Source organism: Duganella margarita (assembly GCF_009857535.1).
In the GTDB taxonomy this organism is placed as follows: Bacteria; Pseudomonadota; Gammaproteobacteria; order Burkholderiales; family Burkholderiaceae_D; genus Rugamonas; species Rugamonas margarita.
Genome location: NZ_WWCS01000012.1, coordinates 99,598 through 111,184 on the forward strand (window position 1 = coordinate 99,598; position 11,587 = coordinate 111,184).

At 61.6% G+C, this 11,587-nt stretch carries 11 protein-coding genes; 6 read left to right on the plus strand and 5 right to left on the minus strand.

The annotated features are described in order from the left end of the window. Positions 1–78: 78 nt before the first annotated feature. Positions 79–1,140 carry a tartrate dehydrogenase gene (locus GTP55_RS18715; protein WP_161046361.1) on the plus strand — a complete coding sequence of 354 codons (1,062 nt, stop codon included), beginning with the start codon at positions 79–81 and terminating at the stop codon, positions 1,138–1,140. Here the strand turns inward: GTP55_RS18715 and GTP55_RS18720 are convergent. Continuing rightward, on the minus strand, positions 1,133–2,431 hold the full coding sequence (locus GTP55_RS18720) for a cation:proton antiporter (protein WP_161046362.1): 1,299 nt from the start codon (positions 2,429–2,431) through the stop codon (positions 1,133–1,135). The two genes, GTP55_RS18715 and GTP55_RS18720, sit on opposite strands and share 8 nt — an antisense overlap. Before the next feature lie 27 nt (positions 2,432–2,458). Continuing rightward, a complete protein-coding gene (locus GTP55_RS18725) occupies positions 2,459–3,019 on the minus strand; it encodes a flavin reductase family protein (RefSeq protein ID WP_161046363.1) in 561 nt (186 codons plus the stop codon). Between the two features lie 76 nt (positions 3,020–3,095). Between GTP55_RS18725 and GTP55_RS18730 the strand changes: the two genes are divergently transcribed. The 3 genes from GTP55_RS18730 to GTP55_RS18740 all read left to right on the plus strand — a co-directional run bounded on the left by GTP55_RS18730 (position 3,096) and on the right by GTP55_RS18740 (position 5,776). Then, positions 3,096–3,542: a nuclear transport factor 2 family protein gene (locus GTP55_RS18730; RefSeq protein ID WP_161046364.1), complete on the plus strand. Its 447-nt coding sequence runs from the start codon at positions 3,096–3,098 to the stop codon at positions 3,540–3,542. Next, the gene (locus GTP55_RS18735) at positions 3,542–4,228 is read left to right on the plus strand and encodes a pentapeptide repeat-containing protein (RefSeq protein ID WP_161046365.1); all 687 of its coding nucleotides are present in this window, start codon (positions 3,542–3,544) and stop codon (positions 4,226–4,228) included. Before GTP55_RS18730 ends, GTP55_RS18735 begins: the two co-directional genes overlap by 1 nt. A 96-nt stretch (positions 4,229–4,324) precedes the next feature. Continuing rightward, a complete protein-coding gene (locus GTP55_RS18740; RefSeq protein ID WP_161046366.1) occupies positions 4,325–5,776 on the plus strand; it encodes a pectate lyase family protein in 1,452 nt (483 codons plus the stop codon). Here GTP55_RS18740 and GTP55_RS18745 read toward each other — a convergent pair. Then, positions 5,763–6,284: a thioesterase family protein gene (locus GTP55_RS18745; RefSeq protein ID WP_202423781.1), complete on the minus strand. Its 522-nt coding sequence runs from the start codon at positions 6,282–6,284 to the stop codon at positions 5,763–5,765. The two genes, GTP55_RS18740 and GTP55_RS18745, sit on opposite strands and share 14 nt — an antisense overlap. Positions 6,285–6,519: 235 nt before the next feature. Between GTP55_RS18745 and lpxO the strand changes: the two genes are divergently transcribed. Further along, a complete protein-coding gene (gene lpxO, locus GTP55_RS18750; RefSeq protein ID WP_161046368.1) occupies positions 6,520–7,419 on the plus strand; it encodes a lipid A hydroxylase LpxO in 900 nt (299 codons plus the stop codon). A gap of 75 nt (positions 7,420–7,494) precedes the next feature. On the opposite strand, the gene bcaP is transcribed toward lpxO, so the two are convergent. Next, complete coding sequence (gene bcaP, locus GTP55_RS18755) at positions 7,495–8,883, minus strand: branched-chain amino acid transporter BcaP (protein WP_161046369.1); 1,389 nt, start codon at positions 8,881–8,883, stop codon at positions 7,495–7,497. A 144-nt stretch (positions 8,884–9,027) separates the two neighbouring features. After that, positions 9,028–10,125, minus strand: a complete 1,098-nt coding sequence (locus tag GTP55_RS18760; protein ID WP_161046370.1) for a sugar diacid recognition domain-containing protein — start codon at positions 10,123–10,125, stop codon at positions 9,028–9,030. A 129-nt stretch (positions 10,126–10,254) separates the two neighbouring features. Between GTP55_RS18760 and GTP55_RS18765 the strand changes: the two genes are divergently transcribed. Then, entirely contained in the window at positions 10,255–11,580 is a 1,326-nt protein-coding gene (locus GTP55_RS18765) for an MFS transporter (protein ID WP_161046371.1), read from the plus strand. Positions 11,581–11,587 lie beyond the last annotated feature (7 nt).

The following is an 11,587-nucleotide window of genomic DNA, read 5'->3' on the forward strand; positions in this document are numbered from 1 at the left end:
TCCATGGCTTTACATTTGATCCAATTATAAACGACGGAAACCGGTTTATGCTGTGGCTTTCCATGGAGGAGAGCAGACATGAACGTACATAAAATCGCAGTGCTGGCAGGCGATGGCATCGGCAAGGAAGTGATGCCGGAAGGGATACGCGCGGTGGATGCGGCAGCGAAGCGCTTCAACATCGGCATCGAGTGGACCAGCTTTGAGTGGCCGAGCTGCGATTACTATCTGAAGCACGGCAAGATGATGCCGGACGACTGGAAGGAGCAGCTGGATGGCTACGACGCGTTGTTCTTCGGCGCGGTCGGCTGGCCGGACACGGTGCCGGACCACGTGTCGCTGTGGGGATCGCTGCTCAAGTTCCGCCGCCAGTTCGACCAGTACATCAATCTGCGGCCGGTGCGCCTGCTGCCCGGCGTGCCTTGCCCGCTGGCGAACAAGCAGCCTGGCGATATCGACATGATGATCGTGCGCGAGAATACGGAAGGCGAATATTCCAGCGTCGGCGGCCGCATGTTTGAGGGCACCGACCGCGAGTTCGTGCTGCAGGAAGCCATCTTCACCCGCACCGGTGTCGACCGTGTGCTGAAGTTCGCGTTTGAGCTGGCGCAGAAGCGGCCGAAGAAGCACCTCACTTCCGCCACAAAGTCCAACGGCATTTCGATCAGCATGCCGTACTGGGACGAGCGCGTGGATGCGATGAGTGCCGGCTATCCGGAGATCCGGCACGACAAGTACCACATCGATATTCTGGCCGCGCGCTTCGTGCTGTCGCCGGAGCGCTTTGACGTGGTGGTGGCGTCCAACCTGTTCGGCGACATCCTGTCCGACCTGGGGCCGGCTTGCGCGGGCACCATCGGCATTGCGCCATCGGCCAACCTGAATCCCGAGCGCAGCTTCCCGTCGCTGTTTGAGCCGGTGCACGGTTCGGCGCCGGATATCTATGGCCAGAACATCGCCAATCCGATTGCCATGATCTGGTGCGGTGCGATGATGCTGGACTTCCTCGGCTACACCGAGGCGCATGACGCCATGGTGGCGGCAGTGGAGCGCTGTCTCGTCGACGGCCCGCGCACGCCCGACCTGGGCGGCACGGCCAGCACCACCGAGGTGGGCATGGCCATCGCGTCGATTATTTAGCGTCGTCAATCAGCGGCTTGACGCTGAAGCCATGCACCAGTATCGACAGCATGATGACGCCCAGCGAGATGCCGGTTAGCTGCTTGGCCAGCGCGGGCGGCAGGCCGGCCTGCATCGCAAACACCAGGTAGAAAATGGAGCCGATGCCGCGCACGCCGAACCAGCCGATCATTCCGCGCATCCGTTTGCCGGTACCGCTGCCCATCAGCCCCACATAGACCGCCAGCGGCCGCGCCACTACGAACAGGAAGGCGGCGACGCCGATGGTTTCGTAAGGCAGTTCGCGCAGCGAGATCATGCCGCCCAACAGCAGCACCAGCGTCAGTTCGGACAGGCGCTCCAGATGCTCCTTGAACACCAGCGATTCGGCGCTCACCACCTGGGGCACGTCGTTGGTTGCGCTGTCTTGCGCTACCTGTGACTTGGCTAGCTCGGGTTCGCGCAGACCGTGGCGGTCCTTGGGGGCGCCGGCCAGTTTCAATTCGGTCTGGCGCAACGCAACGGCGGCGAAGAACACCGCCAGGAAGCCGGAAGCCTTGACCAGGCTGGCGACGCTGAAGACGATGGCGATTAATCCCAGCGCCACCAGGTCGTCCATGATTTCGTGGCGCGGTTTGACCACGCGCAGCTGCCAACCTATCCGCGCGACCGCGGCGCCGCAGCCGCCGCCGATCAGCAGTGCGCCGGCGGTGGACCACAGCACGTCCACCGACAGCCATTGCGCCAGATGAGTAGCGACATCGCTCATGTCGTCCATGTGCAGCATGCCGAGACCAAGCAGCACGAAGGGGAAGGCGCTGCCGTCGTTCATGCCGGCTTCGCAGGTGAGGTTGAAACGCAGCTCGTCCTTGTCGCCGGCATGGCGCACTTGCACGTCGGTGGCCAGCACCGGGTCGGTGGGGGCCAGGATCCCGCCTAGCAGGATGGCGGCGCCGGCCGGCAGATGCAGCACGTAGTAAGCAAACAGCGCCACCAGTCCCACCGTCAGCGTCATCGACACCCAGGCCAGGCGCAATGGTGCGTTCCAGCGCGCCAGATTGAATGGCACAGGCATCTTCACGCCGGCCGAGAACAGGGAAATCAGCAGGGCTGCCTGCGCCAGCATTTCCAGCAGTGCGGATTCCTTGGTGGGATCGAAGCGGAACAGGTTAAGGCAGCTGGGGCCGAGCAGTATGCCGACCGCCAAGTAGACGATCGCGGAGGTGAACGGCGAGCGCGAAATAGTGGTGGCAGCGAAGCCGCGCGCCAGCATTAACATGCCGATCAGCAGGAACCATCCGTTGGTGCTCATGGCGTTTCCCCGGCCGCGTTGGCGGCGTTAGCGGCGCTGGTTGGGATAGCGGTCCAACGTGGCGATCTCGCGGCCCGAGACCATGTATTCGCCATCGCCCCGATAGTGCAGCGTTTTCGGTAGCCTGGGCGTGGTGGCGACGTGCGCGCGCACCACCTCCCAGACGAACAGCGGATGATTGGGATTGGGATGCGCGTCCGCCAGGCGGCATTCGAAGCTGGCGTAGCATTCGGCGATCAACGGCGCGGCGACCTCCTCGGCCGGGGTGGCGGTCAGGCCGAACAGGGAGAATTTGTCCTGCTCCGCACCGCTGCAATTGCCGATCCCGATGACCTGTTCCAGCAGCTCGGCGGTCGGCAGGTTGATCACGCATTCGCGGCTGTTGACCACCATGTCGTAGCTATGGTTGCTCTCGTCGATATAACAACCGAACAGCGCCGGCTTAAAGCCGATCATCATGTGCCAGCCCATGGTCATGATGTTGGTCTTGTCTTGCCACGCGGAGCTGACCAGCACCACCGGCCCGGGCTCCAGCAGGCGGCGGATGTTGGCCACGTCGTACGGCTGCTTGCGGTATTTTTTCTTCATGGCTTGCAGAATAAGAGGGTTTCTTCAAGAAGTCTGTGGGGTAGGGCACGGTGGAGCGGTTATACTCTCCACCACCATGAAAAAACTCCTGCTCCCTGTGGCGGCCTTGTTGCCGCTGCTGGTATCGATATCGGCGTCTGCCGCACCGTGTCTGCCGGTCGAGGCGCTGATTGCGCGCGACGCGCAATATGAAGAAGCGCTGCGCGTGGGCGACCTGCCATTCCTGCAAGCGCTGCTGGCGGATGACTATGTCTGGGTGCATTCGCTCGGCTCGCAGGTGGAAACGCGGCCGTCGCTGCTGGCGCGGCTGGCCAAGCCGTTGATCTATAAATCGCGCACCACCAGTGATGTGCATGCACATGTGCAGGGCGATACGGTGGTGCTGCGCGGCGTGAGCACAACCGAGCAGTGGAATGCGGATGGCCAGACATCGCGCAGCAACCGTTATCAGTTCATGCGCACGTATGTGAATGTGGCAGGCCAGTGCAAGCTGCTGTCGGTACAAACTATGAATCTCAAGTGATGGAACAATTGAATACCAACGCCGTTGCCGGCGTGGCGCTGTCGCGCGCCGAACTGGAAGAACATCTGGCGCAAGGCGTGCGCCGTTTTGAGAGCTGTACTTTTGACGATGAGGACCTGTCGCGCCTCGATCTGCAAGGCTGCACATTTGAGCGCTGCACCTTCGCCGGCGCCATCCTGTTTGCCTGCAAGCTGGCGCGCTCGCACTGGCTGCGCTGCCGTGCCGGCGGTGTGGATCTGGAGTCGGTCGACGCGGTCGATGCGCGCTTTGACGGCTGCGATCTGAATAACGCCAAGTGGCGCCGCGCCAAGCTGGCTTCGGCCGCATTTCATGGCTGCAAGCTGACCGGCGCCTCTTTTGAAGAAGTGGCGCACCTTGGCATCCATTTTGAAGAGTGCCTGCTGGTGGGCGCCGACATGCGCGGCTTTTCTTTCAAGAAGGCGACGTTGAAGCAGCTGGATTTTTCCGAGGCCTATCTGTCGGGCTGCGACTTCCGCGAAGCGGTGTTTGAGGGCGGCAGCTTGCGCAACGCGGTACTCAAGCTGGCCAAGTTCCAGGGTGCGGATTTGCGTGCGACGAATATCGAAGGCGTGCGTTTGACCGAGGTGGGGCTGTTTAAGGGAGCGGTCATTTCTCACGCGCAGGCGGCGGCGTTTTTGCGCGAGCTAGATCTGGTTGTTATATGAGTTGCTAAATTTTTCATATGTTGCCCTATGGCAATCGTGTTAGGATTGATTTCAATTCTGATACGGTTGTTAACTTTTGAAATGGGGATTTAACATATGAAGCAGACTTTGATCGGTGCGGCGGTCGCCGTGCTGTTCGCCGGCAGCGCGCAAGCGGCTGATTGGCCGAGCGGCTTTTCCAAGTGCGCGGATGAAGGCGGGACCTGCAAGGCGGGCAGCAGCGCGCGGCAGGTTTCTTATGGCATCAAGGACAAGTGGGTGATCCAGACGCTGTCTGGCGACGTGACCTGCAATGTGGCGACTTTTGGCTCGGATCCGTATCCGGGCAAGGACAAGAAATGCGCGGTGGGTGCGTTGACGACGACCCCAACGCCGACCCCAACGCCGACACCGACACCAGCTCCGACCCCGGCGCCTGCGCCTGCACCAACGCCGGTGCCGGCGCCGGCCGACGCCACCTACGAGCCGGCGCCAAGCGCCGGCTGGGCGAGCCAGAACGGCGGCACCACCGGTGGCGCGGCTGCTGCCGCATCGGCCATCTACAAAGTCAGCTCCGCCGCGCAACTGGTGGCCGCCATCAAGGCCCAGGGCGACCAGCCGAAAATCATCAAACTGTACGGCACCATCGACCCGACCGCAGCCGATAACGGCGGCCCGTACACCAGCACCACCGACCAGGCCGCGCGCCTGCAAATCAAATTGGGCAGCAACACCACGCTGATCGGCATCGGCAATGACACGAAACTGGTCAACGCCAACATCGTCATCAACGGCGTGCAGAACGTCATCGTGCGCAACCTGAATATCCAGGCGCCGTGCGACATCGCGCCGGTATGGGACCCGGATGACGGCAGCGAAGGCAACTGGAATTCGGAGTACGACGGCATCACCGTGCTGGCTTCCAAAAACGTCTGGATCGACCACAACACCTTCACCGACGCGCCGTTGACCGACGATAAGCTGCCGGTTGAAAAAGGCCGCATCAAGCAGTGCCACGATGGCGCGCTGGACGTGAAGAACGGCTCGGACTACGTCACCATCTCCAACAACCGCTTCGAACTGCATCAGAAGAATAACCTGATCGGTTCCTCGGATTCGCGCAACACCGACGACGGTCACCTGACCGTGACCTTCACCGGTAACCACTTCCTCAACGTCAGCGAACGCGCGCCGCGGGTCCGCTTCGGCAAAGTCCACATCTACAACAACTACTTCGAAGGCAGCCGCTCGCACGCCATCTACCCGCACCACTACAGCGTGGGCGTGGGCTACCTGGCCAAGATCATCTCGCAGAACAATGCGTTTGAAGTGGCGGGCGCCAGCACCTGCGCGCACATCGTCACCAATCCGGGTTCATCGAGCAAGACCGGCGTGTTCACCGACAGCGGCTCCTTGCTGAACGGCGGCGCGCTGGATGTGGTGGGCAAATGCGGCTACAGCGGCGCCGTGGGGTGGACGGCGCCGTACGCCGTTACGCCGCTGGCTGCATCGGCGGTGAAGGCGGCGGTGCTGAACAACGCCGGCACCGGCAAGATCAGCGTGAAGTAGCTTCTTCCTCGCGCAACTGAAGGCTCATGCCGTCGCAGCTGTCCGACCATGCCGTCAGCCATTGCGGCAACGGCGGCGACTGTTCCGGCATGCCGAGGTCGCGCACGATATCGGCCGGGGGCACGGTGCCCCTGGCCGAGCGGAACACGCCGCGCATGACCACCACGCCGGCCACGCGGCCATCCTTTACAAAGCGGTGCTCCAGGAAGCTCCATTTGTCGTCCCAGCCCAGCATGCGGGTGTGCAGTTCAAACGATTCAAACACCTTCAACTCGCGGCGGAACTTGCCCCAGGCGTCGCCGACGATGGGTACAGCCTTGTGCCGCAGCGCGGTGCGGAAGGCGCCGGTCTTCAGCACATAGTCCATGCGGCCGATGTCGGCCAGCGTGAAGTAACGGCCGTTGGTGACGTGCCGGTTCAGGTCCAGGTCGAGCGGCCATACGCGCATGCGCACGACGGTGGTGGAAAACGGATCGGCATGCTGTCGCCACGGGCGTTTGAGCAGCATCCATATCAGACGAAACCAGAGATTCATGGTGTACAAAAGTAGTGGAAATGGCTATCACTATAGGCGATGCGTCTGCACTAAAGTAGATTGTTTCTTCAGCCAGCGCAGTGCCTGGCCACCCCGCTGCGGACTGGGGCCGACGTGGCTGTTGTAGCGGTGGCCCTGCAGCCGGTCGCGAACGACAGTACAATAACTATTCACTAATATGTATAAAGGCGGTACTGGGGGTATGGATATGAAATATGTCGTAGTGGGTTTTTTGTTTTTTTGCATTCTGCATGTGCATTTTCGGGGCAAGGTACGCCTGCCGTTCATGCGTCAGCTGTTCGATCACTCGTCGTTCATGGCGCCGATCAACCTGTTCATGCAACTGTTGTCGCGCGTGCCTTCGAAACCTTTTTTGCAGACCGGGCCATGGGAAGACCTTGCTCCACTTCAGCAGAACTGGGAAATTATCAGGGCGGAGGCGGTCAACTTGCTGGCACTGCAAAAAATCAAGGCGGCCGAGCAGAACAACGATGCCGGCTTTAATTCCTTCTTTAAAACCGGATGGAAGCGGTTTTACCTGAAATGGTATGCGGCCGGCCATCCGTCCGCCGAGCGCCTGTGCCCGCAGACGGTGGCCTTGCTGCGGGGCATTCCTTCGGTCAAGGCGGCAATGTTTGCCGAACTGCCGCCGGGCGCCAAGCTTAATCCGCACCGCGACCCGTATGCGGGCTCGCTGCGCTATCACCTGGGCCTGGTGACGCCGAACGACGACCGCTGTTTCATTGAAGTCGATGGAGAGCGCCATAGCTGGCGCGATGGCCAGAGCGTGATCTTCGACGAAACCTTTATTCACTGGGCAGTCAACGGTACCGACACCAACCGGGTGATCCTGTTCTGCGACATCGAGCGTCCGCTGCGCTTCCGCTGGGCCGAGGCGGTCAACCGCTGGCTGGGGCGCACGCTGATGACCGCCGCCAGTTCGCCCAACGAAACGGGCGACCAGACCGGCGTCATTAGCAAGCTGTTCACGATCTCTTTTGTGATGGGGGCGTACCGTCGCCGCTACAAGGCATGGAACAAGACCGCCTACCAGGTCACCAAGGCGGCGCTGATTATCGGCCTGGCGGGGCTGATTATCTGGCTGTAAGAGCGGGGAAATGGCTCTCGTTGCAGGGCCTGGATGTAAAACTGCCCGCATCGCGCGGGCAGTTGGTAGAGCGGTTTAGTTCAGCAGCGAGTGCTTGCGGGCGTAGCCGAAATAGATCACCAGCCCGATCGCCAGCCAGATGCCGAAGGCGACCCAGGTGACCCAGCTCAGGTAGCACATCAGCGTGACGCAGAAGATTACGGCCAGCGCCGGAATCACCGGCACGCCTGGGCAGCGGAAGGCGCGCTTCAGATCCGGACGCTTCTTGCGCAGGATGACAACGGCGATCGATACCAGGCTGAAGGCGGCCAGCGTGCCGATGTTGACCAGCTCACTCAGCACGTTCAGCGGCACCACGGCGGCCATCAGGCCAAACACGATACCGACGATCCAGGTGGCCAGGAACGGCGTCTGGAAGCGCGGATGCACCTTCGACAGGCGTTTCGGCAGCAGGCCGTCGCGTGACATGGCGTAGATGATGCGGGTCTGGCCGTACGCCATCACCAGGATCACGGTGGTCATGCCGAGGATGGCGCCCAGGTCGACGAAGCCGGCGAACCAGTTTTCACCCGCCTTTTGCAGCGCCAGCGTGACCGGGTGGTCGATGCCGAGGAATTCCTTGTACGGCACGATGCCGGTCATGATGGCCGAGACGATCACGTACAGCACGGTGCAACCGGCCAGTGAGCCGATGATGCCGATCGGCAGATCGCGCTCCGGACGTTTGACTTCTTCCGCCGCCGAGGTGACGGCGTCGAAACCGATGAAGGCGAAGAACACCAGCGCCGAGGCGCCCAGCATGCCGTTGACGCCATATGGCATGAACGGGTGCCAGTTGGCCGGCGTGACATGGCGCGCGCCGACGATGATAAACAGCAGCACCACGGCGATCTTGATGACCACCATGACGTTGTTCACGCGCGCCGATTCGCGCACGCCGATGCTGAGCATCGCGGTCAGCACCAGCATGATGCACAGCGCCGGCAGGTTGATCAGCGTGTGCACGCCGGGCAGGGCGCCGGGAGCGGCCGTCAACTCGACCGGCAGATGGATGCCGAAACCGGAAATCAGCGACTGGAAGTAGCCGGACCAGCCGACCGACACGGCCGATGTGGCCAGGCCGTATTCCAGCAGCAGGTCCCAGCCGATCATCCACGCAGCCAGTTCGCCCAGTGTGGCGTAGGAGTAGGTGTAGATGGAACCCGCCACCGGCACGGTGGATGCAAATTCTGCATAACACAGTGCGGCGAAACCGCAGGCGATGGCCGCTACCACGAACGACAGCGTCAGCGCCGGGCCGGCGGTCACGGCGCCGGTGCCGGTCAACACAAAGATACCCGTACCGACGATAGCGCCGATACCCATCAAGATCAGGTCGAAGGGACCAAGTACCTTCGCCAGGCCACCGGGCTTGCCGGCGTTGGCGATCATCTCATCCAGATTCTTCGTTCTAAAAAGGCTCAAAATAGCTCCAGTGCTCTTTGTGTTTTATCGTGTGGCCCAAGGCGCGCCTTGTGGGCTGCTTTTTAGGCAAGCGGGAATAATACAGCATGTTTTACGCATTTCCGAGGGTGTTGTTTTATGTGTATAACTGGCCTTCATTCAGTTTCATTGACTGGACAAGAGTACGGAAATGTAGAGCAAAAAACGGTCTTCCAGGCGCGCCAGATCCAGCCCGGTGATCTCGCCGATGCGGCGCAGCCGGTAGTCCAGCGTGTTGCGGTGGATGTGCAACGCTTCGGCGGTGGCGGCAGGGTGGCCGTCGTGCGCGAACCAAGTGGCCAGTGTGCGTTGCAACATATCTTTGTTGCGGCCGAGCTTTTCGACCGGCGCGCGCAGCTGGGCCGCCTGCCAGCCGGTGTCCAGGCCGGAGAGCAGTACAGGCAGCGCGTGGTCGTAGTAACTGTAGTGGTGACGGCGCGGATGGCGATTGCGGCCAATGCGCGCGGCGCTCTTGGCGCTCTGGTAGGAAATCGCCACGCCGGCGATGCCTTGCAGCGCGATGCCCATGGTGAGCGTGTGCGGCGTCGGGCAGATCTCGCGAACAATGCCGCCCAGCGCATGCAGCTGTTTGTCGTGGACCGGCGTGTCGAGAAAATCGAGTATCACCAGTTCGTGCGGGCCTGCCGCTGCGGTCAGTGCGGACGGCACGCGCGCCTGCAGCCGTAGTTGCAGCGCTTGCAGGTCGGCGTCGTCCAGCTCTAAAAGATAGACAGCGTGCGGCCGGTCGAAGCTGACGCCGAGGCGATGCGCCCACGCATTCAGGTCCGCGAGGCTGGCATGTTCGGCGTTGATCAGGTTGAGGACAAAGGCTTCGCGGTAGCGTGAATCGCGTTGCAGCTCGCCGGCCAACTGCGCCTGTTCGAGGATCATTTCGGCGGTCAGGCGTACCAGTTCGCCGAACTGGCGCACCTGGTCCGGCGGGCCACTCAGGCCTACCGCACCGCACAATTGCCCCTGCACTGTCAGCGGCAAATTGATGCCCGGCTGGGCGCCGTGCAGGTTTCTGGCGCTGGCGTCGTCGATTTCGACCGTCAGTTTCTTGGCCAGCGCCAGCAGGGCGCCGGCGTGCAATTCGCCGATGCGGGCCGGATTGCCGCTGGCGATAATGCTGCCGTTGGCGTCCATCACGTTGACGTTATAGGGAATAATGCGCATGGTGCGGGTAACGATATCCTGCGCCAGCGCGGTGCTGATAATGTTCATGGCGCTCATTTTAGTGCATTTGCCTAAGAATCGAGGGCGAAGACCGGCCAGATTCGGGCGTCGGTCCAATGCTTTTTTGTGATCGATTCCAGATAATCCCGGTATCATTAAAATATACTGGAGACCTGCATGAGCAATTCCACCACCTCTGCCCGGGCGTGGCCGGCGACCGCCATCCTCGATGGGGCCTATAAAAAAGCCAGCTGGCACCTGATCCCGTTCATCTTTGTCTGCTACCTGTTCAATTACCTGGACCGCGTCAACGTCGGCTTTGCCAAGCTGGAAATGCTCGATGCGCTCAAATTGAGCAATACTGTTTACGGATTGGGCGCGGGGATTTTCTTCATCGGCTACGTGCTGAGTGGCGTACCGAGTAACCTGATCCTGCATAAAATCGGCGCGCGGCGCTGGATTTCCGTGATGATGATCGCCTGGGGCGCGCTGTCCGCATGCACCATGTTCGTCAATTCGCCAACCTCGTTCTATGTGGTGCGCTTCTTTACCGGTGTGGCGGAAGCGGGCTTCTTCCCTGGCATGGTGCTGTACTTCACCCACTGGTTCCCGACGCAGAAGCGCGGCCAGGTGATGGCGCTGTTCATGTCGGCGATTCCGATTTCGGGCTTGATCGGCGGTCCGCTGTCCGGCTGGATGTTGTCGCATTTCTCGGTGGGCCAGGGCGGCCTGGCCGGCTGGCAGTGGCTGTTCCTGCTGCAAGGCCTGCCGACCGTGCTGCTGGGCGCCGGCGTGTTCTTCTACCTGAACGATGGCATCGCCTCTGCCAAATGGCTGAGCGCCGAAGAAAAATCCGCCATGGAGGCCGCGCTGGCGGCCGATGAGCAGGAGCGCGCTGCGGTCAGCACGGTAGGGCAGTCGTTCGGCGCGGTGCTGAAGAATAGCAGCGTGTGGACGCTGGGCGCGATCTACTTCTGCATCCAGATGGGCGTATATGCGATTAATTTCTGGCTGCCGTCGATTATCAAGTCGCTCGGCTTCGACAATGCGCAGACGGTGGGCTGGCTGAGCGCCATCCCGTATCTGGCTGCCGCCGTGTTTATGGTGTGGGCCGGCCGTTCGGCCGACAAGCACCGCGAACGCCGCTTCCACGTCAACCTGCCGATGGTCATGGGCCTGATTGGCCTGCTGCTGGCGGCGAACTTCTCCAGCAATACGGTGATTGTCATGATCGGCTTAAGCATGGCGACCATGGGCGCCTTGACTGCGCTGGCCTTGTTCTGGTCCCTGCCGGCGGCCTTTCTCGGCAGCGCGGCAGCGGCGGGCGGCCTGGCGCTGATTAATTCGCTGGGTCAGATCGCCGGTTTCGTCAGCCCGTTCCTGGTCGGCTGGATCAAGGACGCGACCAAGAGCACCGACGTGGCGCTGTACATCCTGTCCAGCGTACTGCTGGTTGGGGCCATCCTGGTGCTGCGCATTCCTGCGAAGCTGGTCAACCGCTAGGAGCTCC

Coding starts and splice junctions, on each gene's coding strand:
- GTP55_RS18715 (WP_161046361.1), top strand. CDS start 79: ATGAACGTACATAAAATCGCAGTGCTGGCAGGCGATGGCATCGGCAAG.
- GTP55_RS18720 (WP_161046362.1), bottom strand. CDS start 2,431: ATGAGCACCAACGGATGGTTCCTGCTGATCGGCATGTTAATGCTGGCG.
- GTP55_RS18725 (WP_161046363.1), bottom strand. CDS start 3,019: ATGAAGAAAAAATACCGCAAGCAGCCGTACGACGTGGCCAACATCCGC.
- GTP55_RS18730 (WP_161046364.1), top strand. CDS start 3,096: ATGAAAAAACTCCTGCTCCCTGTGGCGGCCTTGTTGCCGCTGCTGGTA.
- GTP55_RS18735 (WP_161046365.1), top strand. CDS start 3,542: ATGGAACAATTGAATACCAACGCCGTTGCCGGCGTGGCGCTGTCGCGC.
- GTP55_RS18740 (WP_161046366.1), top strand. CDS start 4,325: ATGAAGCAGACTTTGATCGGTGCGGCGGTCGCCGTGCTGTTCGCCGGC.
- GTP55_RS18745 (WP_202423781.1), bottom strand. CDS start 6,284: ATGCTGCTCAAACGCCCGTGGCGACAGCATGCCGATCCGTTTTCCACC.
- lpxO (WP_161046368.1), top strand. CDS start 6,520: ATGAAATATGTCGTAGTGGGTTTTTTGTTTTTTTGCATTCTGCATGTG.
- GTP55_RS18760 (WP_161046370.1), bottom strand. CDS start 10,125: ATGAACATTATCAGCACCGCGCTGGCGCAGGATATCGTTACCCGCACC.
- GTP55_RS18765 (WP_161046371.1), top strand. CDS start 10,255: ATGAGCAATTCCACCACCTCTGCCCGGGCGTGGCCGGCGACCGCCATC.